The organism is Microbacterium sp. 22179, from assembly GCF_052045715.1.
In the GTDB taxonomy this organism is placed as follows: Bacteria; Actinomycetota; Actinomycetes; order Actinomycetales; family Microbacteriaceae; genus Microbacterium; species Microbacterium galbinum.
In genome coordinates, this window is record NZ_JBQEPJ010000001.1 from 328,136 (window position 1) to 351,148 (window position 23,013).

21 protein-coding genes are annotated in these 23,013 nt (G+C 69.9%); 12 read left to right on the top strand and 9 right to left on the bottom strand.

Annotation, left to right across the window (positions count from 1 at the left end; all coding sequences use genetic code 11):
* Positions 1–39: 39 nt before the first annotated feature.
* Positions 40–3,726, bottom strand: a complete 3,687-nt coding sequence (locus ACTJKK_RS01490; protein WP_247955938.1) for a multifunctional oxoglutarate decarboxylase/oxoglutarate dehydrogenase thiamine pyrophosphate-binding subunit/dihydrolipoyllysine-residue succinyltransferase subunit — start codon at positions 3,724–3,726, stop codon at positions 40–42.
* Between the two features lie 158 nt (positions 3,727–3,884).
* Between ACTJKK_RS01490 and ACTJKK_RS01495 the strand changes: the two genes are divergently transcribed.
* The 3 genes from ACTJKK_RS01495 (at position 3,885) to ACTJKK_RS01505 (ending at position 7,842) form a co-directional block, all read left to right on the top strand.
* The gene (locus ACTJKK_RS01495; RefSeq protein WP_247955939.1) at positions 3,885–5,339 is read left to right on the top strand and encodes a GuaB1 family IMP dehydrogenase-related protein; all 1,455 of its coding nucleotides are present in this window, start codon (positions 3,885–3,887) and stop codon (positions 5,337–5,339) included.
* A gap of 128 nt (positions 5,340–5,467) precedes the next feature.
* Positions 5,468–6,784 carry a hemolysin family protein gene (locus ACTJKK_RS01500; RefSeq protein ID WP_440746758.1) on the top strand — a complete coding sequence of 439 codons (1,317 nt, stop codon included), beginning with the start codon at positions 5,468–5,470 and terminating at the stop codon, positions 6,782–6,784.
* Positions 6,781–7,842: a hemolysin family protein gene (locus tag ACTJKK_RS01505; RefSeq protein ID WP_247955941.1), complete on the top strand. Its 1,062-nt coding sequence runs from the start codon at positions 6,781–6,783 to the stop codon at positions 7,840–7,842. The genes ACTJKK_RS01500 and ACTJKK_RS01505 overlap by 4 nt, the downstream gene beginning before the upstream one ends.
* Positions 7,843–7,914: 72 nt before the next feature.
* Here the strand turns inward: ACTJKK_RS01505 and ACTJKK_RS01510 are convergent, their stop codons facing one another.
* The gene (locus ACTJKK_RS01510; protein ID WP_440746759.1) at positions 7,915–8,982 is read right to left on the bottom strand and encodes an NADH:flavin oxidoreductase/NADH oxidase; all 1,068 of its coding nucleotides are present in this window, start codon (positions 8,980–8,982) and stop codon (positions 7,915–7,917) included.
* A gap of 56 nt (positions 8,983–9,038) precedes the next feature.
* On the opposite strand from ACTJKK_RS01510, the gene ACTJKK_RS01515 reads away from it, so the two are divergent.
* The 3 genes from ACTJKK_RS01515 (at position 9,039) to ACTJKK_RS01525 (ending at position 11,528) form a co-directional block, all read left to right on the top strand.
* Complete coding sequence (locus ACTJKK_RS01515) at positions 9,039–9,872, top strand: ADP-dependent NAD(P)H-hydrate dehydratase (RefSeq protein ID WP_440746760.1); 834 nt, start codon at positions 9,039–9,041, stop codon at positions 9,870–9,872.
* The gene (locus tag ACTJKK_RS01520; protein WP_440746761.1) at positions 9,869–11,107 is read left to right on the top strand and encodes a hypothetical protein; all 1,239 of its coding nucleotides are present in this window, start codon (positions 9,869–9,871) and stop codon (positions 11,105–11,107) included. Before ACTJKK_RS01515 ends, ACTJKK_RS01520 begins: the two co-directional genes overlap by 4 nt.
* Positions 11,108–11,216: 109 nt before the next feature.
* A complete protein-coding gene (locus ACTJKK_RS01525; RefSeq protein ID WP_247622837.1) occupies positions 11,217–11,528 on the top strand; it encodes a thiamine-binding protein in 312 nt (103 codons plus the stop codon).
* A 14-nt stretch (positions 11,529–11,542) separates the two neighbouring features.
* Here the strand turns inward: ACTJKK_RS01525 and ACTJKK_RS01530 are convergent, their stop codons facing one another.
* On the bottom strand, positions 11,543–11,998 hold the full coding sequence (locus ACTJKK_RS01530) for a DUF2000 family protein (RefSeq protein WP_440746762.1): 456 nt from the start codon (positions 11,996–11,998) through the stop codon (positions 11,543–11,545).
* A gap of 48 nt (positions 11,999–12,046) precedes the next feature.
* Between ACTJKK_RS01530 and ACTJKK_RS01535 the strand changes: the two genes are divergently transcribed.
* Genes ACTJKK_RS01535 through ACTJKK_RS01545 form a run of 3 tightly spaced genes read left to right on the top strand, consistent with a single transcriptional unit; the run spans position 12,047 to position 14,689 of the window.
* On the top strand, positions 12,047–12,832 hold the full coding sequence (locus ACTJKK_RS01535) for a helix-turn-helix transcriptional regulator (protein WP_247632472.1): 786 nt from the start codon (positions 12,047–12,049) through the stop codon (positions 12,830–12,832).
* Positions 12,833–12,841: 9 nt separating this feature from the next.
* On the top strand, positions 12,842–14,071 hold the full coding sequence (locus ACTJKK_RS01540; RefSeq protein WP_247632471.1) for an MFS transporter: 1,230 nt from the start codon (positions 12,842–12,844) through the stop codon (positions 14,069–14,071).
* Between the two features lie 9 nt (positions 14,072–14,080).
* The gene (locus tag ACTJKK_RS01545) at positions 14,081–14,689 is read left to right on the top strand and encodes an NUDIX domain-containing protein (RefSeq protein ID WP_440746763.1); all 609 of its coding nucleotides are present in this window, start codon (positions 14,081–14,083) and stop codon (positions 14,687–14,689) included.
* 24 nt (positions 14,690–14,713) lie between these two features.
* On the opposite strand, the gene metX is transcribed toward ACTJKK_RS01545, so the two are convergent.
* Together metX and ACTJKK_RS01555 are read right to left on the bottom strand one after the other, a co-directional pair.
* The gene (gene metX / locus ACTJKK_RS01550) at positions 14,714–15,922 is read right to left on the bottom strand and encodes a homoserine O-acetyltransferase MetX (RefSeq protein ID WP_247622832.1); all 1,209 of its coding nucleotides are present in this window, start codon (positions 15,920–15,922) and stop codon (positions 14,714–14,716) included.
* A 107-nt stretch (positions 15,923–16,029) separates the two neighbouring features.
* Complete coding sequence (locus ACTJKK_RS01555; protein WP_247632468.1) at positions 16,030–17,352, bottom strand: bifunctional o-acetylhomoserine/o-acetylserine sulfhydrylase; 1,323 nt, start codon at positions 17,350–17,352, stop codon at positions 16,030–16,032.
* A 147-nt stretch (positions 17,353–17,499) separates the two neighbouring features.
* On the opposite strand from ACTJKK_RS01555, the gene ACTJKK_RS01560 reads away from it, so the two are divergent.
* Genes ACTJKK_RS01560 through ACTJKK_RS01570 form a run of 3 tightly spaced genes read left to right on the top strand, consistent with a single transcriptional unit; the run spans position 17,500 to position 19,623 of the window.
* Entirely contained in the window at positions 17,500–18,282 is a 783-nt protein-coding gene (locus ACTJKK_RS01560) for an SDR family oxidoreductase (protein ID WP_440746764.1), read from the top strand.
* A gap of 2 nt (positions 18,283–18,284) precedes the next feature.
* Positions 18,285–18,998, top strand: a complete 714-nt coding sequence (locus ACTJKK_RS01565) for a uracil-DNA glycosylase (protein WP_440746765.1) — start codon at positions 18,285–18,287, stop codon at positions 18,996–18,998.
* Between the two features lie 4 nt (positions 18,999–19,002).
* A complete protein-coding gene (locus ACTJKK_RS01570; protein WP_247622829.1) occupies positions 19,003–19,623 on the top strand; it encodes a GNAT family N-acetyltransferase in 621 nt (206 codons plus the stop codon).
* Here the strand turns inward: ACTJKK_RS01570 and ACTJKK_RS01575 are convergent.
* From ACTJKK_RS01575 to ACTJKK_RS01590, 4 genes are read right to left on the bottom strand one after another with little or no spacing between them, the layout of a single operon-like run.
* Positions 19,617–20,408, bottom strand: a complete 792-nt coding sequence (locus ACTJKK_RS01575; protein ID WP_440746766.1) for an ABC transporter ATP-binding protein — start codon at positions 20,406–20,408, stop codon at positions 19,617–19,619. The two genes, ACTJKK_RS01570 and ACTJKK_RS01575, sit on opposite strands and share 7 nt — an antisense overlap.
* A complete protein-coding gene (locus tag ACTJKK_RS01580; RefSeq protein WP_440746767.1) occupies positions 20,405–21,196 on the bottom strand; it encodes an ABC transporter ATP-binding protein in 792 nt (263 codons plus the stop codon). Before ACTJKK_RS01580 ends, ACTJKK_RS01575 begins: the two co-directional genes overlap by 4 nt.
* On the bottom strand, positions 21,193–22,065 hold the full coding sequence (locus ACTJKK_RS01585; protein WP_440746768.1) for an ABC transporter permease: 873 nt from the start codon (positions 22,063–22,065) through the stop codon (positions 21,193–21,195). Before ACTJKK_RS01585 ends, ACTJKK_RS01580 begins: the two co-directional genes overlap by 4 nt.
* Positions 22,062–23,009 (bottom strand): ABC transporter permease, encoded by a 948-nt coding sequence (locus ACTJKK_RS01590; protein WP_440746769.1) that lies wholly within the window; start codon positions 23,007–23,009, stop codon positions 22,062–22,064. Before ACTJKK_RS01590 ends, ACTJKK_RS01585 begins: the two co-directional genes overlap by 4 nt.
* Between the last annotated feature and the right edge of the window lie 4 nt (positions 23,010–23,013).

Genomic DNA, 23,013 nt, shown 5'->3' on the forward strand with positions numbered 1-23,013 from the left:
GACCGGAGAGTCGGGGGCCCTTCTGCGTACGAGTGAACGTCAGGCCGTGGTCAGTGCCTCACGCAGGAGCGTGGCCTGCTCGGCGGCGTGCACCTTCGACGATCCGGTCGCGGGCGACGCCGACGCGGCGCGAGCGACGGGTCGGAATGCGCGGTCTCCGGGAACGTCCGCGAACGCGAGTGCCAGGAACGGCCACGCGCCCTGGTTCTCCGGCTCCTCCTGCACCCACACGAGCTCGGCGTTCGGGTACGAGTCGGTGATGGCCTTGAGCTCGTCGATCGGTGTCGGGTAGAGCTGCTCGAGACGCACGAGCGCCACCTCGGGGTTCGGGTTCTTCTCGAGTTCGGCGCGCAGATCCCAGTGGACCTTGCCCGAGTGCACGAGCACGCGCTTGACGGCGCTGCGGTCGAGAGCGCGGTCGTCGTCGATCACCGGCTCGAAGCGCCCCTGCGTGAACGCCTCGACGGGGCTGGTCGCGCCGCGCAGACGCAGCATGGCCTTCGGCGTGAAGACGATCAGCGGCTTGCGCGGACGGGCGTACGCCTGACGGCGCAGCAGGTGGAAGTACGAGGCCGGCGTCGACGGACGCGCGACGATCATGTTTTCCTGGGCGCAGAGCTGCAGGAACCGCTCGATGCGTGCCGACGAGTGGTCGGGCCCCTGTCCCTCGTAGCCGTGGGGGAGCAGCAGGGTGACGCTGGACTGCTGGCCCCACTTCTGCTCGGCGGCCGAGATGTACTCGTCGATCACGGACTGGGCGCCGTTCACGAAGTCGCCGAACTGCGCCTCCCAGAGGACGAGGGCCTCGGGGGCCTCGACCGAGTAGCCGTACTCGAATCCGAGCGCCGCGTATTCGCTGAGCAGGGAGTCGTAGACGAAGAAGCGGCCCTGGGCGTCGGAGAGGTTGGAGAGCGGCAGCCACTCCTGGCCGTTCGCACGGTCGTGGAGGGTGGCGTGGCGCTGGACGAACGTTCCGCGGCGCGCATCCTGACCCGCGAGACGCACCGGGGTGCCTTCGACGAGGAGCGATCCGAACGCGAGCAGCTCGCCGAAGCCCCAGTCGATGCCGCCGTTGCGGCTCATGTCGAGGCGCTTCTCGAGCAGCTGCTGGATCTTCGGGTGCACGGTGAAGCCCTCGGGCTTGTTCACGAACGCATCGCCGATGAGCTGGATGACCTCACCCGCGACACCCGTGACATCCGGTGCGCCGACCTGGCCGTCGACCGGCGGCAGCTCGGGCGCGATCGGGGTGGCCCCGGTCTCGGCGGCATGTGTCTCGGCGAAGGCGATCTCGAGCCGGTTCTGGAAGTCGGCCTTGGCCTCGTCGTACTCCTGCTCGGTGATGTCACCGCGACCGACGAGCGACTCGGTGTACAGACGGCGCACGGAGCGCTTGGCCTGGATCAGGTCGGTCATCAGAGGCTGCGTCATCGAGGGGTCGTCGCCCTCGTTGTGACCGCGACGGCGGTAGCAGACGAGGTCGATCACGACATCGCGATGGAAGCGCTCGCGGTACTCGAAGGCGAGCTGCGCGACGTGGATCACGGCTTCGGGGTCGTCGCCGTTCACGTGGAAGACCGGCGCCTGGATGGTCTTCGCGACATCCGTGGCGTACACCGAGGTGCGGCCGTCGTTCGGGGTCGTGGTGAAGCCCACCTGGTTGTTCACCACGACGTGGATCGTGCCACCGGTGCGGTAACCGCGCAGCTGCGACATCTGCAGGGTCTCGACGACGACGCCCTGACCGGCGAAGGCCGCGTCGCCGTGCACGAGGATCGGCAGCCAGGCGAACGTCCCGATCGGCTTGCGGTCCTGCTTCGCGCGGACGATGCCCTCGAGCACTCCGTCGACGGTCTCGAGGTGCGAGGGGTTGGCTGCGAGGTAGACCGGGAGCTCCGATCCGTCGTCGGCCACGAAGGTGCCCTCGGTGCCGAGGTGGTACTTCACGTCACCGGAGCCGCGCTGGTTGCCCGGGGTCTGGGTGCCCTCGAACTCCTGGAACACCTGGCCGTAGGTCTTGCCGGCGATGTTGGTGAGCACGTTGAGGCGGCCGCGGTGCGCCATACCGATGGCGGCGCCCTCGAGGCCGGCGGTCGCGGCACCCTGGAGGATCTCATCGAGCAGCGGGACGAGCGACTCGCCGCCCTCGAGCGAGAAGCGCTTCTGGCCGACGAACTTCGTCTGCAGGAAGGTCTCGAACGCCTCGGCCTCGTTGAGCTTGCGGAGGACCCGCAGCTGCTCGTCGTGGCCGGGCTTCTGGTACTTGACCTCGACCTTCTCCTGGAACCAGCGGCGCTGCTCCGGGTCCTGGATGTGCATGTACTCGATGCCGAGCGTGCGGCAGTACGAGTCGCGCAGGACTCCGAGGATGTCACGCAGCTTCGCGACGCGACGTCCGCCGAAGCCACCGGTGACGAACTCGCGGTCGAGGTCCCAGAAGGTGAGCCCGTGGCTCTCGATCTCGAGGTCGGGGTGCGAGCGCTGGCGGTACTCGAGGGGATCGATGTCGGCCATGAGGTGGCCGCGGACGCGGAAGGAGTTGATGAGCTCCTGCACGCGGGACTGCTTGTCGACGCGCTCGGCGAGGTCGACGGCGATGTCGGGGTTCCAGTGGATCGGGGCGTACGGGATGCGCAGCGCCGCGAAGATGTCGTCGTAGAAGCCGCGCTGCCCGATGAGGAGCTCGTGCACCTTCTTGAGGAACTCGCCCGATCCCGCGCCCTGGATGACGCGGTGGTCGTAGGTGCTGGTGAGCGTGATCGTCTTGCCGATCGCGAGCTCGTTGAGCGTCTTCTCGCTCGCGCCCTGGAACTCGGCCGGGTACTCGAGGGCCCCGGCGCCGATGATGCAGCCCTGGCCCTTCATCAGACGCGGGACGGAGTGCACCGTGCCGATGCCGCCCGGGTTCGTGAGCGAGACCGTCGTGCCCTGGAAGTCGCCGGCGGTGAGCTTGTTGTTGCGCGCGCGGGTGACCAGGTCTTCGTAGGCCGAGAGGTACTCGGTGAAGGTCATGGTGTCGGCGCGCTTGATGCTCGGCACCATGAGGGCGCGCGTGCCGTCGGGCTTCGGCAGATCGATCGCGATGCCGAGGTTGACGTGCGCGGGGGCGACGACGGAGGGCTTGCCGTCGACCTCGGCGTAGAACACGTTCTGGCTGCGGAACTCGTCGAGCGTGCGGATGAGCGCCCAGCCGATGAGGTGGGTGAAGCTGATCTTTCCGCCTCGGGTGCGCGCCATGTGGTTGTTGATGACGATGCGGTTGTCGATCATCAGCTTGGCGGGGATGGTGCGGACGCTCGTCGCGGTGGGGACGGTAAGCGACTCGTCCATGTTGGCCGCGAGGGTCTTGGGCATGCCTCGGAGGACGGTGACCTTGTCTTCCTCGGCCTCGTCCGCGGGTGCCGGGGACGGGTCCTTCGCGGCGGGCTTGGGCGCCTGCGCCGGGATCGGAGCCGCCGCTGCCGGCTTCGCCGTCGTGCGCGCCACGGGCTGCGATCCGATCACGGGGATCGGAGCCGTCACCGGGTGGGCGGGCTGCTCGGCCGCCGGGGTGCTGGCGGGGGCGGTCGCACCGGCGTTCTCGGAGTGGTACTTCTCGAGGATCGGCCACCATTCCTTGTCGACGGAATCGCGGTTCACCTTGAACTGCTCGTAGAGCTCTTCGACGAGCCAGGAATTGGCTCCGAACCCCCCGTCGCCCCCGACGCCGGTCACCTGGTTCGACACGCTCGATCGCCCTCTTTCATCGCTGAAGATTCACAGTGCTCGCGGGACGCAGGATGCGCCCAGGTCCGCACACTCTCGATCGACAAGCCTAACGTGTTTCCTGGTGCGAATCTTCGACGCCATGCCCAGGGAGTGCTCGATCTCGATACCGTGGAGTCATGGAGTTCTCAGGTGCGCAGCCGACCGTCGATCTGACCTATTCCGACGTGTTCCTCGTGCCCCGACGATCGTCGGTCACCAGCCGACTCCAGGTCGACCTGGCGCCGCAGGACGGCACGCCCGCGACCCTGCCTCTCGTGGCGTCGAACATGAACTCCGTGACCGGGCCGCGCCTGGCCGCGGTGATGGCGCGACGCGGAGGTCTCGGGGTGCTGCCGCAGGACATGCCCCTCCAGGATCTCGACGCGGCGATCCGCGATGTGAAGGCGCAGCCGGTGCTGTGGGACACGGCTCTCGTCTTGCCGCCCCACGCATCGGTCGCCGACGCCCTCCGGCTCCTTCCCGCCGCGCCGGGGCACGGGATCGTGGTCGCGCACGGGGCCGCGCCGATCGGCGTCGAGGACATCCTCGGCATCCTTCCCGCGAATCGGCTCGCGACTGCTCTGCCGGACGCGCAGCTGGGCGACCTCGTGCATCGGGGGACGCCGTCGATCGACGCCGACGACATCGGATCCGAACGGCACGCCTTCGACGTGATCACCGAGGCCGGTGCCGAGATGGTCACGGTCGTGCACCACGGGCATCTCGTCGGGACGCTGAGCGCGCGCAGCGCCCTGCGCTCCACTCTCTACCGCCCCGCACTCGATGCCGACGGACGGCTCACCGTCGCCGCAGCGGTGGGGATCAACGGCGACGTCGCCGCGAAGGCGACCGCGCTCGCGGGTGCCGGGGTCGACGTGCTCGTGCTCGACACGGCGCACGGCCATCAGGACGGGATGCTGCGCGCCCTGCGCACCGTGTCTGATCTGAACCTCGGGCTCCCCCTCGTCGCCGGGAACATCGTGACCGCCGACGGCGTGCACGATCTCGTGGATTCCGGAGCCTCGATCCTCAAGGTCGGCGTCGGTCCGGGCGCGATGTGCACGACCCGCATGATGACCGCCGTCGGCCGCCCCCAGTTCTCGGCGGTGCTCGAGACGGCGCAGGCGGCCCGCGAGCTCGGTGCGCACGTCTGGGCGGACGGAGGGGTCCGGTACCCGCGCGACGTCGCCCTGGCGCTCGCCGCGGGCGCGGCATCCGTGATGATCGGCTCCTGGTTCGCCGGGACGATCGAGGCCCCGGGCGAGTTGCAGCGCGACGCCGAGGGACGCATCTTCAAGGAGTCCTGGGGGATGGCGTCGACCAAAGCGGTGCAGGCCCGCTTCGGCAGGCTCGACGCCTACGAGCGGGCGCGCAAGGAACTCTTCGCCGAGGGCATCTCCTCGTCGAAGATCTACCTCGATCCGCTGCGGCCGGGCGTCGAGGACCTGCTCGACATGATCACCTCGGGCGTGCGCTCGTCGTTCACCTACGCCGGAGCATCCTCCGTCCCGGAGTTCCACGATCGCGCGCTCGTGGGTCTGCAGTCGGCCGCGGGCTACGAAGAGGGCAAGGCGCTGCCGGTCAGCTGGTAGCGGAATCGCGCGCGGGTGACGCGACCGCGCGCGAGCGCGTTCGGTAGAATCGTCCACACTATGGACGACCCTCCCAGTTGCAGTAGATCGCCCCACCGTCCCCCTCTCCCGCCGGAGAGGAACCTCTGATGGACTACGTCATGTTGGGCGTGGGGCTCCTGCTCACGATCGGCACCGGTCTGTTCGTCGCGAGCGAGTTCGCACTGGTCAATCTCGACCGCGCGGATCTCGAAGCGCGACAGGCGCGCGGTGAATCCCGACTCGCCCTCACGATCGGTGCTCTCAAGCACACCTCGACGCATCTCTCCTCGGCCCAGCTCGGCATCACGCTCACGACGCTGCTGACCGGTTACACGATGGAGCCGGCGCTGTCGAACCTGCTGCGGCCGACGCTCGTCGCCTGGCACATTCCGGAGCCCGCTGTCGCGCCCATCGCCACCGTCGTCGCGATGTTCGTCGCCACGGTGCTGTCGATGATCCTGGGCGAACTCGTGCCCAAGAACTTCGCGCTCGCCCTGCCGCGCGCCACCGCCAAGCTCGTGGTTCCGTTCCAGGTCGCTTTCACCACCGTCTTCAAGCCCGCGGTCGTCGTGCTCAACGGCAGCGCCAACGGCGTGCTGCGCAGCATGGGCATCGAGCCGAAGGAAGAACTCTCCGGGGCGCGCAGCGCCGAGGAGCTCTCCTCGCTCGTGCGCCGATCGGCGAGCGCCGGTGTGCTCGAAGCCGACACCGCGACCCTGCTCGACCGCACCCTGACGTTCTCGCGCCTCACGGCGGCGGACGTCATGACCGCACGCCCGAGCATGCACGCGATCGCGGCCGGGGATTCGGCGGACGACGTCATCCAGCTCGCCCGTCGCACGGGGCACAGCCGGTTCCCCGTGTACGACGACGATCTCGACGACATCATGGGGGTCGTGCACCTGAAGGCGGCGATCTCGGTGCCGCGCGACCGTCGCACCGAAGTGCCGGTCGGCGCGCTCGCGACCGACCCCCTGCGCGTTCCCGAGACCGTGCACATCGACGGTCTCATCTCCGAGCTGCGTGCCCGGGGGTACCAGCTCGCGGTCGTCGTCGACGAGTACGGCGGGACCGCCGGTCTCGTCACCCTCGAGGATCTCGTCGAGGAGATCGTCGGTGAGGTGTCGGACGAGCACGATCGCACGCGCGCCGGCGTGATCCGTGGCCGCGACGGCCTCACCTTCCCGGGCGAGCTGCGCCCGGACGAGCTGCGCAGCCGCGCGGGGATCGACGTCCCGGAGGGCGATGTGTACGACACGGTCGGCGGCTACGTGATGAGCGTCCTCGAGCGCGTCCCCGCGGTCGGCGACGAGGTGTCGCTCGACAGCGGCATGCTGCAGGTCGTTCGCATGGACGGCCGCCGGGTGGACCGCATCCGCTTCGTTCCGAGACCCGTCGACGCGGATGCGGAGGTGACCCGATGAGCGATTGGGGAGGACTCGCCTGGCTCGTCGTGCTGCTGGTCGCGAACGCTTTCTTCGTCGGCGCGGAGTTCGCGGTGATCTCGGCACGCCGCTCGCAGATCGAGCCGCGTGCCGAACAGGGATCGCGCGCCGCGAAGACGGCGTTGTACGCCATGGAGCACGCGACGCTCATGCTCGCGACCTCGCAGCTGGGCATCACCATCTGCTCGCTCCTGATCCTGAACGTCTCGGAGCCCGCGATCCACCATCTCCTGGCTGTGCCGCTGCACGCGCTCGGGTGGCCCGACGGTGCCGTCGATGCGGTCTCGTTCACCATCGCCCTGCTGATCGTGTCGTTCCTGCACGTGGTGTTCGGCGAGATGGTTCCGAAGAACCTCGCGTTCTCGGTGCCGGACCGCGCCGTGCTGATCCTCGCGACCCCGCTCGTGTGGGTGTCGAAGGTGTTCATGCCGGTGATCTGGCTGCTCAATGCGGCCGCCAACGGTGTGCTGCGACTCTTCCGCGTCGAGCCCAAGAACGAGGCGGCTTCGACGTTCACGCTCGAGGAGGTCGCGACGATCGTCGACCAGTCGCGCCGCGAAGGGGTGCTCACCGACACCGCGGGGACCGTCGCCGCCGCGGTCGAGTTCACCGACAAGAAGGCGCGCGATGTCGCGGTCCCGCTGGGCGACCTCGTCACGCTGCCGGCCACGACGACCCCCGACGACATCGAGAAGGCGGTCGCGCGGTACGGGTTCTCCCGCTACGTGATCGTCGACGCCGAGGGTGCGCCGATCGGGTACGTGCACCTCAAGGACATCCTCCGAGCTTCGGATGGCCCGGATGCCGAGGTGAAGATGGTCGAGCCGCTTCCCGCCAAGCGCATCCACCACATGGTGCCGGTGCAGGAGGACACCGACCTCGAGGACGCCCTCGCGGTCATGCGCCGCGCCGGCCGTCACCTGGCCAAGGTGCGCGATGCCCGGGGTGAGACCACGGCCGTGCTGTTCCTGGAGGACATCCTCGAGGAGCTGGTCGGAGAGGTGCAGGACGCGACGCGTCGCGTCCGCGGGCACTGATCATGCACACGAAGGCCGCCGACCCGATCACGGGTCGGCGGCCTTCGTCGTACGCGGGTCGGACGCGAGGCCTCAGCGCCAGCGCGCGCGGTCGTACTGCGGGGGCCAGGCGACGTCGACACCGAGATCGTGCGCGGCGCGCAGGCCGAAGTGCGGGTCGCGCAGCCACTCGCGTCCCGCGAAGATCGCATCGGCGGCGCCGTCGGCGAGCACCCGCTCCGCCTGCTCGGCGGCGGTGATCAGACCGACCGCCGAGACCGGGATGCGACCGCCCTGGCGGACGGTCTCGGCCAGCGGCACCTGGTATCCCGGGAACACGCTGATCTGCTGGTGGGCGACGAGACCGCCACTGGAGACGTCGATGAGGTCCGCGCCGTGCGCGGTCGCCCAGTCCCCGACCTGCGTCGCCTCGTCGGCGGTGAATCCGCCCTCGGCGTGATCGGTGGCCGAGATGCGCACGAACACGGGGACTCCGGGACCCGCGACGTCGCGCACCGCATCGAGGATGCGCAGCAGGAGGCGGGCGCGGTTCTCCAGCGAGCCGCCGTAGTCGTCATCGCGCCGGTTCGACAGCGGCGAGAGGAACTGGTGCACGAGGTAGCCGTGGGCACCGTGGATCTCGAGCACGTCGAACCCGGCGTCGAGCGCGCGACGGGCGGCGTCGGCGAAGCCGGAGACGACGCGTTCGATTCCCTCGGCATCGAGGGCCTCGGGCTCGGCGAATCCCTCGAACGCGAGGGCGGACGGCGCGGTCGTGGTCCAGCCGCCGTCGGCGACCGGAACCGATCCGCGCAGCTCCGCCCAGGGCCACCAGGTCGAAGCCTTGCGGCCGGCGTGGGCGAGCTGGATGCCCGCGAGCGCGCCGCGCTCGTGGATCGCCCGGACGATCGGCACCCACGCATCGCGCTGTTCGTCGTTCCAGAGTCCTACGTCGCGCGGTGAGATGCGGCCCTCGGGAACCACAGCGGTCGCCTCCGCGACGATCAGACCGGCGCCGCCGGAGGCGAACTGCGCCAGATGCGTGTGATGCCACTCCTGCACCACACCGTCGATCGCGCTGTACATGCACATCGGCGACACCCAGAGACGGTTGGAGAACTCGACGGAACGGATGCTCAGGGGGGAGAAGAGAATGCTCACCGTTCGACGTTACCGCCGCTCGCACGGCCCGAGGGCCGTCGCACTAACGTGGAGTCATGGTCGAGGTTCGCGAGTGGTCCCGCAGCGATACGGCGCGGTTGTTCCGGGTGCCGTCAGCCGACGACGACAAGTACTCGCGCGGTGTCGTGGCGCTGCGCACCGGCTCTGCGGCATACCCCGGCGCGGCGGTGCTGGGCGTCGAGGCCGCGTGGCGCGCCGGCGCAGGGTTCGTCCGCTTCGTCGGCGACGGCCGGGTGTCGGACGCCGTGCTCGCCCGCCGTCCCGAGACGGTGACGGGGAGCGACGTCGGGCGCACGCGGGTGGATGCCTGGGTGATCGGGTCGGGAACGGATGCCGCGCATCGCAGCGCCGACGAAGAAGAGGCGCTGCGCGCCTTGATGACCGGGAGCACCCGAGTCGTGGTCGACGCCGGAGCGCTCGACCTCGTCGACCGCCCGACCGCTCCTGTGCTGCTGACGCCCCACGCGGGGGAGTTCTCGAAACTGCGGGCGCGCCTGCGTCTGGCCTCTCCCGAGGAGGATCGCGTCGCCGGCGCCGCCGAGGTCGCTCGTTCGCTCGGCGTGACCGTGTTACTGAAGGGCGCACGCACACTGATCGCGACGCCCGACGGGGGAGCGATCGCCGTCGCGGCGGGGACCGGCTGGCTCGCCACGGCGGGCACGGGCGATGTGCTGGGCGGAGTGCTCGGTGCGTTGCTCGCCGCGAACCCCGGTGTTCCTCTGGAAGAGGCCGCCGCCGCGGGAGCGTGGCTGCACGGCTACGCCGCACGGATCGCCTCCGGGAGCGCGAACGGTGAGCCGGGGCATCCGATCGTCGCGTCGGACGTCGCGCAGGCCCTGCCGCGCGCGATCGCGGACGTGCTGGCGTGAAGCAGGGCGCGGAACGACTCATCGCGCTCTGGGTCGTCTTCGTCGCGGTCCATGCCCTGACCGCGTGGCTGGGGTGGGTCTACCCGAGTCAGCCGATGGGCGATGTGGTGCTCGTCTACGAACCCTGGGCGACGGCGGCGGTGAGCGGAGGACCGATCGTCGGGATCACCGAGACCTGGGTGTACCCGCAGCTCGCCCTCGCGCCGATCCTCCTGGTGAAGGCGATGGCGGTGCCGTTCGTCGGACTCCTCGGTGTCTCCGGGGCATACCTCGTCGCCTGGGCGATCCTCGTGACCGCTCTCGACGCGCTCGCCTTCGCCGTGCTGCTCGGGCGCTCGCCGTCGGCACCGCGTCGCACCGCCGCATGGTTCTGGAGCGCCGCCCTGCTGCTGCTGGGGCCGATCGCGCTCTACCGGCTGGATGCCGTCACCCTGCCGATCGTCGTGATCGCCGGTCTCTGGCTCGTCTCGCGCCCCGCGCTCGCCGCAGCCCTCCTGACGATCGGCGCGTGGATCAAGATCTGGCCCGGAGCGGTGCTGCTCGCGGCACTGATCGCCGGGCGCCGTCGGCTGCGCATGATCGTCGCGGCTCTGATGGTGACGACGGCCGTCATCGCCGGTCTGCTGCTGCTCGGAGCGCACGAGCATCTCTTCGGCTTCCTCGCCGAGCAGGGCGGACGTGGTCTGCAGATCGAGGCGGTCGCGGCGACGCCCTTCCTGTGGGCGGTCCCCGGCGGATCCGCGGGCATCGAGTACAGCTTCGACATCCTCACGTTCCAGGTCGCCGCGCCGGGTGCCGACGTCGTCGCCGCGGCGCTCTCCGGAGTCATGGTCGCGGTGGTCGCCGGCATCCTCGCGCTCTCGGGCTGGAAGGCGATGCGCGGGGCCGCGTTCGCCCGGCTCCTCCCAACGCTCGCGCTCTCGCTCGTGGCGGCGCTCATCGTGACCAACAAGGTCGGCTCCCCGCAGTTCCAGGTCTGGCTGATCGCGCCCGTGATCCTCTGGCTCGTGTTCGACCGGGCGCGGGCGGTCCTGCCCGCGGTCGTGGTGCTCGCGCTCTGCGTCCTCACCTGCCTCGTCTATCCGCTCGGCTACGACGCGCTGCTGCAGGGACAGGTCCTGCCGATCGTGGTGCTGTCGGTGCGCAACCTCCTACTCGTCGTCCTCCTCGTGATCGGCATCCGTGCCGTCGTGCGCACGCCCGCCGACGGCGAGGACCGGAGCCGGAGCCTATGATGCATCGTGTGGCAGCGGCGGCCGCGCAGGTCCTCGCCGCGATGCTCGGCTCGGACCCCGCCGGCCGGGAAGTCGCTCCCACCGCCATCGAAGAGACACGAGGTTCCCCATGCTGATCGCCTTCTCCGTCGCTCCCTCCGGCACCGGCCGCGAAGACGGCTCCGTCCACGTCGCCGTGGCCGCCGCCGTGCGCGTCGTCCGCGAGTCCGGGCTGCCGCACCGGACGACGAGCATGTTCACCGAGATCGAGGGCCCCGACTGGGACACCGTGATGGACGTCGTCAAACGCGCCACCGAGGCGGTCATGCCCTTCGGCTCGCGCGTGTCCTTGGTGCTCAAGGCCGATATCCGCCCCGGCTTCACCGGCGAGCTCGACGGCAAGATCGAGCGTCTCGAGCGTGCGATCGACGAGGCCGAGTAGAACGCACACGTCGTTCAGGCGTGCATGCGCGCGCCCTTGAGCATGCGGTCGACGGCGTTGCGCGGACCCCGCAGCGCGAGCCCCACGAGATCGAGGTCGGCCGTTGCGACGGCCGCGACGGCGGCGCGATTGGCATCGTCGTGCCCTGTCGCGAAGAGCTCGCGGGTGTAGACCGCGAGCGCGACATCGTCTCGGGCGGAGGCCCGATCGCGAACCGAGCGCAGGAGATCGGAGTTCCCGGTCATGACGAGCACGGGCTGACGCAGCATCGGCAGATACGTCGTACCGTCGCGGTCGCGGTAGGGTCCGCCGATGAGATCGGGTGCACTCACGGTGATGCCGGAGATCAGGAAAGCGGTCACGTTGAGCTCCTGCCAGGCGGCGAGGTCGTCGCCGAGGAGGACGACGACCTTCGTGTCGAAGCGGGCGGTCTGTTCAGCGGGGGTGCTCGTCGGCAGTGCGGTGGTCATGTATCCACGATCGCGCCGGAAGCCCGCGGCGTCTTGTACGTTTCTTGCATGGTCGATCGCGTGCACGCCTGGCATCCCGAGGTGCCCGCGGTGCGGGAGGTGTATCACGCCTCCTTCGAGCACGCGTACCCGCTTCACGCCCACGACGTCTGGACGGCGATGCTCGTGGACGAGGGAGCGGTCGCCTACGGTCTCGATCGTTCGTCGCACATCGCCGCGCCGGGTGCGGTGACGCTGCTGCCCCCGGGTGTCCCGCACGACGGGCGCTCGACCGTGGACGGTCGCATCTATCGCAAACGGGTCGTGTACTTCGATCCGGCGTGGCTTCCCGCCGAGGCGGTGGGCAGGTCGGTCGTCCACCCGACGGTGCGCGACCCGCGAGCGACGGCGGCGGCGCGACGCATCCACGCCGCACTCGCCCTGCCCGGTGACCTGCTCGCCGCCGAGCAGTGGACGCTCGCGCTGAGAGGGCGCATCCTCGCCCATCTCGGGTCATCGACCGTTGCCGCTCGCGACACGCCGCTCGCTCGCCGCCTCCGGGCGCTCATCGACGATCGTTTCACGGAGTCCTTCACCCTCTCCGAGATCGCCACCGCATGGGGAGCACACCCGAGCCATTTGACGCGTTCCTTCACGCGCACGTACGGCATCGCGCCGCATCAGTACGTCCTGAGCCGACGCATCGATCTCGCTCGGAGGCTCCTGGTCGACGGCATCCGACCGTCCGACGCCGCGGCGCAGGCGGGGTTCCACGATCAGGCCCATCTCACGCGACACTTCCGGCGCGTGCTCGGGACGACCCCCGGTGCCTTCGGGCCGTCGGCGGGCCGGTAGGCTAGACCGGTGAATCCCTCGACTGAATCGAGGGGTGCGGCGAAGAGGGCGCTCCTCTCTCTCGCCATCGGCAGTTTCGGCATCGGCATGACCGAGTTCGTCGTCATGGGCCTGCTCCCGAACATCGCCTCCGACCTGCTTCCCTCCCTCTGGGCCTCGAGCCAGGAGGATGCGCTGAGCCAGGCCGGATGGCTCATCTCGCTGTATGCACTCGGCGTCGTGGTGGGCGCGCCGACCATCGCCGGTTTCGTCGCGCGCTTCCCGCGACACAGAGTCATGATCGTCCTGGCGATCGCGCTCACGGTCTTCAACGCCCTCACCGTGGTGCTGCCGACGTTCGAGCTGGTCGGAGCATCGCGCTTCCTCGCAGGCCTCCCGCACGGGGCCTACTTCGGCATCGGTGCTCTCGTCGCGGCCGATGTCATGGGGCCGGGCAACCGCGCCAAGGGCGTCGCCTTCATCCTCACCGGCCTCACGGTCGCGAACGTCGTCGGTGTTCCGCTCGGCACGTTCCTCGGCCAGGCCTGGGGATGGCGCGCCGCGTTCGGCGTCGTCGCCCTCGTCTTCGCCCTCGCGACGATCTGCATCGTGTTCTTCGTGCCCGAGCACCCGGGTTCCCCCGGCCGGACGATGCGCCAGGAACTGGGCGTCTTCCGCATCCGGCAGGTCTGGTTCACGCTGGGCATCGGCGCGATCGGCTTCGGCGGGTTCTTCGCCGTGTACAGCTACATCGCCCCGTTGGTGACCGAGGTGGCCGGGTCGCCGGAGTGGGTGGTGCCGATCGTTCTGGTGCTCATGGGCATCGGCATGACGGTCGGAAACCTCGTGGGCGGTCATCTCGCCGACATCGATCTGCGGCGCACGCTCCTGTTCGGACTCGCGGCGATGGCGGTCGTCTTCGCCCTGCTCGCCGTGTTCTCGTTCTGGATCATCTCGCTGAGCCTCTTGGTGCTCATCGTCGGCTTCGTGTCGTCGGTGCTGAGCCCGACGATCCAGACCCGTCTCATGGACGTCGCCGGAGACAATCAGTCGATCGCCGCGGCCATGAACCACTCGGCGCTGAACATCGGCAACAGCCTCGGCGCGTTCCTGGGTGGCGTCGTGATCGCCGTCGGCTGGGGCTTCACGGCTCCCGCGTGGACCGGTGCCGTGCTCGCGATCGCCGGTCTGCTGATCGCGCTGCTCTCGTACCGCGTCGAGGCTCGTCGCTCCGCTGCCCTGGTGGGCGCATCGTCGTAGGGTGAGGGGATGCTCATCCCCGATGCTCTTCCGGTGGCCGGAACGGCCGTGCTGGTGCGTGACTCGACCGGCGGCGTCGAGGTGCTGATGATCCGTCGGCCCGAGCGGGGTTCCTTCGCGGACGCGTGGGTCTTCCCGGGCGGCAAGGTGGAGGAACACGATCGGCGACGCGGCTCCGCGGAGATCGACGACGCGCGACGCGCCGCCATCCGAGAGACGCAGGAGGAGGTCGGCCTCGAGATCGCCGGTCTGTCGGCGTTGTCGCAGTGGCATCCGCCCGCCGAGGCGCCCACGCGGATCCGGACGTGGTTCTTCCTCGCTGCGGCACCGGATGCCCCGCCCGTCCCGTCGCCCGACGAGGTCGTCGAGTACGCCTGGACGACCCCGGCACTGGCGCTCGAACGACACGGGTCGGGGGAGTGGACTCTGTTCCCGCCGACGTGGATGACGCTCCACGGTTTGATCGCGGTCACCGACGCCGCTTCCGCGCTCGCCGCGCCGTCGACACCGGCCCTGTTCCGAACGCGCGTGATCCCCACGGACACCGGGCGCGACTTCGCCTGGGAGCAGGGGCGTCTACTGACCGGGGGACTCCCGTGGCGGTTCGTCGAGGAGTGAGCCGGCGAGTGAGCCGTCGGGGCGTCAGCTGTCGAGCAGTCGCCGTAGGTGAGCGCCCACGGCCTCGTTCTCGATGAGGAACCCGTCGTGCCCGAAGTCGCTGTTCAGCACGACAGCGTCGTGGCCATCGAGGGTGTTCGGGATGCTCCGGGCGATGCGGTGCTGGCCGTCCACCGGGAAGAGGCGGTCGCTGTCGATCCCCAGCACGAGTGTCGTCGCGGTCACGGTGCGCAGAGCCTCCTCCACGCCGCCGCGGTCGCGCCCGACGTCGTGCGAGTTCATGGCCTCGACGAGGGTGATGTAGCTGTTCGCGTCGAAGCGGCGCGTGAACTTGTTGCCGTGGAAGTCGAGGTACGACTCGACGGCGAAGCGCCCGCCGTGCCCGAGCGGTGAGACCCCCGACTGCCAGGAGCGCTGGAACCGCTGATTGAGCTCGATCGGGCTGCGGTAGTTCAGCAGAGCCATCCGTCGGGCGAGGGCCAGACCCCGGTGCGGGCCGTCGCCGTCGCCGAGGTCGTAGTACTCGCCGCCCTGGAAACGCGGATCCATGCGGATCGTCTCGAGCTGCACGGTGTTGAGCGCGATCTGGTCGGCGGTCGTCACGGGAGGCGACGAGAGCACGGCGAGCCGTTCGACCCGTTCCGGATGCGTCACCGCCCACTCGAGCGCGTGCATACCGCCCATCGAGCCGCCGATGACCGCGGCCCACGTGTCGATGCCCAGGGCATCGGCGAGGCGCACCTGAGCGGCGACCTGATCGCGGATCGTCAGGTACGGGAAGCGCGAGGCCCATTCGTAGCCGTCGGGGGCGACGCTCGCGGGCCCGGTCGAGCCCTGGCAGCCGCCGAGCATGTTGGGGGCGACGACGAACCAGCGATCGGTGTCGAGGGGCGCGCCGGGACCGGTGAGCTCTTCCCACCACCCGGCGGTCGGATGGCCCGCACCGGCCTCGCCGCGCACGTGGCTGTCGCCGGTGAGGGCGTGCAGCACGAGCACCGCGTTGTCGCCCGCGGCGTTCAGCTCGCCCCACGACTCGTAGGCGATCCGGATGCTGGGGAGCTCGGCCCCGCTCTCGGTCCGGAACGCGCCGGACCGCGCGAAGCGGCGTCCGCCCACGGGGTCGCCGTCGCGCCAGGCGCCGGTCGCCGGAGGTCGCGCGCGGAGGAGCCGGACGTCGGCCTCCGTCACGAGCGCCGAGGGCACCGTGTCTTCAGAGGTCGTCTGCCAGTCCATGCTTCCATTCTCGCGTGACCTGCGGGTCGGGCGGCGAACGTTACGCCGCCGGAAGACACGGATGCCCCGGACTCCGGGAGTCCGAGGCATCCGTGGTGGACGAATCGTCAGGCGCGAGCGGCCTCCGAGACGCGACGGGCAGCGGCCAGGGCCTGGTCGAGGTCGGCCTTGAGGTCGTCGACGTTCTCGATGCCGACCGAGAGGCGCACGAGGCCGGGCGTGACGCCCGCCGTGAGCTGCTGCTCGGGGGTGAGCTGCGCGTGAGTGGTCGATGCCGGGTGGATGACGAGAGAGCGCACGTCGCCGATGTTCGCCAGGTGGCTGAACAGCGAGAGGCTGTTCACGAACTCGCGACCCGCCTCGACACCGCCCTTCAGCTCGAACGACAGCACCGCTCCGACGCCCTTGGGCGCGTATTCGTTGGCCTTGGCGTACCAGGGGGAGGACGGCAGCCCCGAGTAGTTGACGGTCGCGACGTCGTCGCGTCCGTCGAGCCACTCGGCGATCTCCTGCGCGTTCTGCACGTGGCGCTCGATGCGCAGCGACAGCGTCTCGACGCCCTGGATCAGGTTCCACGCGCTCTGCGGGGCGATCGCGGATCCGAGGTCGCGGAGCAGCTGCACGCGGGCCTTGATGATGTACGCGAGCGGGTCGCCGACCGCGGTCGTGTAGCTGGCCCCGTGGTACGAGGGGTCCGGAACGGTGAGCCCCGGGAACTTCTCGACGTTCTTCGACCACTCGAACGAACCGCCGTCGATGATCACGCCGCCGATCGTCGTGCCGTGGCCGCCGAGGAACTTGGTGACCGAGTGGATCACGATGTCGGCGCCGTGCTCGAACGGACGGATCAGGTAGGGGGTGGCGATCGTGTTGTCGACGATGAGCGGCACACCGCTGGCGTGGGCGACGTCGGCGACGGCGCGGATGTCGAGGACGTTGATCTGCGGGTTGCCGATCGTCTCGGCGAAGAACAGCTTGGTGTTCGGGCGGACGGCGCGGCGCCATTCCTCGGGGTCGTCCTGGTTCTCGACGAACGTGACCTCGATGCCGAGCTTGGCGAGCGTGTACTTGAAGAGGTTGTAGGTGCCGCCGTAGATCGAGCTCGAGGCGACGAAGTGGTCGCCGGCCTCGGCGATGTTCAGGATCGCGAAGGTCGATGCCGCCTGGCCGCTCGAGAGCACCAGTGCTCCCGTGCCTCCCTCGAGGGCCGCGAGGCGCTGCTCGAGGACGTCCTGCGTCGGGTTCTGGATGCGGGTGTAGATGTTGCCGAACTCGGCCAGGGCGAAGAGGTTCGCCGCGTGGTCGGCACTGTCGAACACGTACGACGTGGTCTGGTAGATCGGCGTGGCACGCGCCTTCGTCACCGGGTCGGGCGCAGCGCCGGAGTGGATCTGCTTGGTCTCGAAACGCCAGGTCTCGGGTGCGGACATGTTGTTCCCCCTGGAACGATCGATGGTCGGATGGCGGATGCCGTTTCAGCGAGAGTACGGAAGATTCCCTCCTGTCAACAATGAGTGGGAAATGTGACGTAACAGTCCCGATCGGCGAAAAACCGCGGAACATCGTACGGTGGAGGCATGGTGAACAGACGTGCAGTTGTGACGGGAGCGAGCTCGGGGATCGGGGCGGCGACGGTGCGGGAGCTCCGTTCGCGCGGATGGGACGTCGTGGGCGTCGCCCGGCGGGAGGATCGTCTCACCGCCCTCGTGTCCGAGACCGGGGCATCCGCCATCGCCTGCGACCTGACCGACTCCGCCGCCGTCGATGCCCTCATCGCCGAGCTGGAGGCCAGCGGCCCCGTGCACGCGCTCGTGCAGGTGGCCGGGGGAGCGCGCGGGACCGACCGCATCGAGGATGGCTCGGTCGAGGACTGGCAGTGGATGTTCGACGCGAACGTGCTCTCGACGCAGCGGCTCGTGAAGGGCCTGCTTCCGCTGTTGCGCCGCGCCGCAGCAGCCGACGGCCACGCCGACACGGTGTTCGTGACGTCGACGGCGGCCCAGACCGCGTATGCGGGCGGAGCCGGGTACAACGCGGCGAAGGCCGCCGAGGCGATGCTCGTCCGGGTGCTCCGTCAGGAGCTGAACGGCGAGCCGATCCGCGTGGTCGAGGTCGCACCGGGAATGGTGCACACCGAGGAGTTCACCCTCAACCGTCTCGGCGGGGACTCCGTCGCAGCCGAAGCCGTCTACGCGGGAGTCGAGGCTCCGCTCGTCGCCGGAGACGTCGCCGACGTCATCGCCTACGCGCTCGATGCGCCGGGGCACGTGAACCTCGACCTCGTCACGATGCGTCCTGTCGCGCAGTCGGCTCAGCACCTGCTGGCGCGCGGACCGCTGCGCGTGCGCTCCGCCGAATGACGATGGCCCGCACCCTCGCCGAGCTCGCCGCGGATGGCGAGATCGACCCGGGATGGGCGGAGGCGCTCGCGCCCGTGCAGCACGACATCACCGCCCTGGGCGAGCGTCTGCGCGGCGAGGTGCAGGCGGGGCGCGGGTACCTTCCGGACGGCGCGAACGTGCTCCGGGCGTTCCGGCGACCGCTCGCCGATGTGCGGGTTCTCATCACCGGTCAGGATCCCTATCCGACCCCCGGTCATCCGATCGGACTCTCGTTCGCGGTCGACTGCGACGTGCGGCCGCTGCCGCGCAGCCTCGCCAACATCTACCGCGAGCGGGAGAGCGATCTCGGCATCCCGCCCGCGCCGCACGGCGACCTCTCGGCGTGGAGCGATCAGGGAGTGCTGCTGCTCAACCGGGTGCTGACCGTGCAGCCGGGCGTGGCGGGCTCGCACCGGCGGTGGGGGTGGGAGAAGGTCACCGAAGCCGCGATCCGGGCGCTGGTCGCGCGCAACCGCCCGCTCGTGGCGATCCTGTGGGGCAAGGACGCCGAGAACCTGCGTCCGCTCCTGGGGGCGACGCCGATCATCGCGTCGGCCCACCCCTCGCCGCTGTCGGCGCGTCGCGGTTTCTTCGGATCCCGCCCGTTCTCCCGCGCGAACGAGCTGCTCGAGGGCCTGGGAGCGGCGCCGATCGACTGGCGGGTAGAGGGCGAACGCCCCGGATCCCTAAGCTGATCGCATGCAGTTCGAACCGGGGGACCGACGTCGCATCCTGCCGCGCCACCTGCGTCCTGCGGCGGCCCCCGAGATCTTCTCGTACACGATCCGTCCCGCCCGGCCCGGTGATCTGCCCTCCGTGCGCGAGATCTACAACCACTTCGTGAGCAACTCCGCCGTCACGCTCGACGAGAAGAGCAGCAGCATCCCGTACTGGCGCGACAAGTTCGCCCTGCTGGATCGGCTCGGGCTCCCGTTCCTCGTCGCGGTGTCACCTTCCGGGGTGGTCATCGGCTATGCGCTCGCGCAGCCCTGGGCGGGCAAGAACGCCTATCGCTACACGGTCGAGGACTCGATCTATCTCGGCCCTGGTGCCGGCGGAAAGGGCCTCGGTGGCGCACTGCTCCAGGCGCTGATCGACGCCTGCGAGCAGTTCGGCATCCGCGAGATGGTCGCGGTCATCAGCGACAGCGGTGCCGAGGCGTCGATCCGTCTGCACGCGCGCCTCGGTTTCGTGGAGGCGGGACGCATGGCCCGGGTCGGCCACAAGTTCGGTCGTGAGCTCGGCACCGTGTACATGAAGCGCGCGCTGAGACCGGTCGCGCGCCGCCGTCGGTTCCTGGCCTCCGGTCGCGGTCACTGATCGCGCGGGATGACCGGGATCGCGGCCAGCAGAGCCTTCGTGTAGTCGTGCTGCGGGCGCAGGAGCACGTCGCCGGTCGTGCCGCGCTCGACGATCCGGCCGTCCTTCATCACCACCACGGTGTCGCTGAGGTTCTGCACCACACCGATGTCGTGCGAGACGAGCACGAGGGTGAGGTCGGTCGTCCGCCGCAGATCGACGAGGAGCTCGAGGATCTGCGCCCGTACCGTCACATCGAGGGCCGAGAGCGGCTCGTCGCCGATGAGGATGCGGGGGCCGTGCACGATCGCACGAGCCAACGCGATGCGCTGTCGCTGCCCGCCGGAGAACTCGTGCGGATATCTGTCGCCGGCATCGGGCTCCAGCCCGACTCGGGCGAGCACCTCGCGCACACGCGCCCGATGATCGCCGTCGATGCCGAGGGCCCACAGCGGCTCGCGAACGATCTGCCCGGCGGTCATGCGCGGGTCGAGGGAGGCGTAGGGGTCCTGGAAGACGAGTCCCGTCTGTCGGCGCAGCCACCGGAGGGACGTCGCGGATGCCGAGGCGTCCACGCGCCGTCCGTCGACGGTCACCGTCCCCGATGTCGGTCTGTCGAGGCCCAGCAGCAGGCGCACCAGTGTCGACTTCCCCGAACCGGACTCGCCGATGATCCCGACGGACGAGCCCTCGATGATATCGAGGTCGGTCGGCTCGAGAGCCGTCTGCCGACGTGTGCGCTCGAGGGGCGAGCGCTTCGGGACGATGAACTCGCGGGTGAGCCCACGCGCTTCGACGAGACTCATGCGATGCCTCCGTCCGGGCGCCACAGTGTCGCCGTCGCATCGCGGAGCAGCCCCTGCGTGATCGGCGAGCTCGGTGCGGTGAGCAGCGTCGAGACCGGAGCGGACTCGACGACGTGCCCGTGTTCGAGAACCACCCCCTCGGTGGCGACCTGTGCGAGGACGGCGAGGTCGTGGGTGATGAAGACGAGCGACATGCCCTCGTCCTCGACGAGGTGCAGCAGGAGCGCCAGGATCTCGGACTGGATCGTGACGTCGAGCGCCGTGGTCGGCTCGTCGGCGATGAGCAGCCGGGGGCGGCAGGCGAGTGCCATCGCGATCGCGACGCGCTGGCGCTGGCCACCGGAGAGCTGGTGCGGGTAGCGATCGACGATCGACTCCGGATCGGGGAGCCGCACGCGGGCGGCTTCCTGAACCGCGCGTGCGCGCGCTTCGCGTCGCCCGATGCCCTCGTGGATGCGGATCGCCTCGGCGATCTGCCGACCGACCGTGCGGATCGGATTGAGGGCGGTGCGCGGCTCCTGGAACACGATGCCGATCTCGTCACCGCGCAGTCGGGCGAGCTCGCGGTCCGGCATCCCGATCAGTTCCGTGCCGTTCCAGCGGATGCTGCCCGCCGCCGTCGCGCCGTCGGGCAGGAGTCCGAGGATCGCGAGAGCGGTGAGCGATTTGCCCGACCCGGACTCGCCGATCAGGCCCAGACGGGCGCCGTCCGCGACCTCGAACGAGACGCCGTCGACGACGCGACGCCCGTCGATCTCGACGGTCAGGTCTTCGACGACGAGGCTCATGCGACCACTCCGGGGGTGTGCGTCTCGGCGCGGCGGTGGCGCAGCGTGGGGTCGGTCGCTTCGCGCAGGGCGTCGCCGAGGAGGTTCAGGGCGAGGACGGTGAGGGTGATCGTGAGACCCGGCCAGATCACCGAGAGCGGGTGCACGCCGATGTAGCGCTGCAGGTCGGCGAGCAGCAGGCCCCAGCTGGGCTCGACGACCGACGCGCCGAAGCCGAGGTACGACAGTCCGGCTTCGGCCAGCACGGCGACGGCCATCGACCACGACAGCTGCACGATGAACACCGGAGCGACGTTGGGGAGGAGGTGGCGCAGCAGGCTCTGCGCGGGGGTGAGGCCGGATGCCTTCGCCGCGAGGATGAAGTCGCTCTGCTGCACCCTCCGCAGCTCGGGGCGGGTGACGCGCGCGATGTTCACGCCGAAGCCGATGCCCACGGCCCAGATCACGACCCAGAGGGAGCCGCCCCAGACCGAGGAGATCATCATCGCGATGAGGAGCACCGGGAAGGCGATCAGGATGTCGACCAGAACCGCGATCGTCTCGCGCAGCCACCGGGCGGTGAGGGCGCCGAGCGCGGCGAGGGCGATGCCGACGACGGTGGCGACGACTCCGGCGCCGATGCTGACGAACACCGTCGTGCGCGCCCCCGCCATGATCAGGCTCAGGATGTCGCGCCCGGTGTCGTCGGTGCCCAGGAGGTGCGGCCAGCTCGGACCGAGCCACCGGTCGCTGATGGTCGAGGATTGCGGGTCGAACGGCGTCCAGAACAGCGCGACGAGGGCTGTCAGGCCGATGAGGGCGACGACGACCAGGCCGAAGGCGCCCGTCGGGGTCGCCCACAGGCGGCGGAGCCACAGCGGAGCCATCATGCCTCCCTCTGGCGCGGGTCGATCGTACGGTGGAGCAGGTCGACCAGGAATCCGATCACGAGCACGAAGCCGGTGAGCACGAGGAGTTCGCTCTGCACCTTGATGAGGTCGCGGGTGCCGACGTCCGCCACCAGCATCCGTCCGATGCCCGGGAGGGTGAACAGCTGCTCGATCACGACGGAGCCCACGATGATGCCGGCGACCTGCAGGCCGAGCACCGTGATGATCGACAGCCCGACGGCGGGGATGCCGTGTCGGATCAGCGCCTGCGTACGCGTGAGTCCCTTGGCCGCCGCCGTGCGGACGAAGTCCTGGCCGGCCGCCTGCAGGGTCGCACTGCGCACGAAGCGCATGAGCATGGCACCCTCCACGATCCCGATCGTGAGAGCCGGCAGGAGGAGCGCCTCGATGGCCTCGCCGGGCGTGCTCCACCCGGTGCGGGGGAAGCCCTGCGGGGGCAACCACCCGAGCCAGACCGAGAAGACGACGATGAGCATCATGCCGGCCCAGACGACGGGTACGGCGGCGAGGGTCTGCGCGCCGACACTCAGCGCGGTGCCGGCGCGCCGTCCGCGAGCCAGCGCGGCGAGGATGCCGAAGGGGATCGCGATCAGGACGGCGATGAGGAGCGACATCAGCCCGAGCGGCACCGTGACCTGCGCCTTGAGCAGGAGCTCTTCGCCGACCGAGGCGCCGGAGAGCAGTGACGTGCCGAGGTCTCCGCGGAAGATGCCTCCGATCCAGTCGGTGTACTGCGACAGGAGCGGCCGGTTCAGGCCGAGCGATTCGCGCAGCGCTTCGACCTCGGCGGGCGATGCCTGGGTGCCGGCGATGAGCTGGGCGACATCACCCGGGAAGACGCGCAGGGTGAGGAAGATGAGGGCGCTCGCGACGAGGAGCCCTGCGATGAGCAGGGCTCCTCGGACGAGCGCGTAACGGATCACGGAG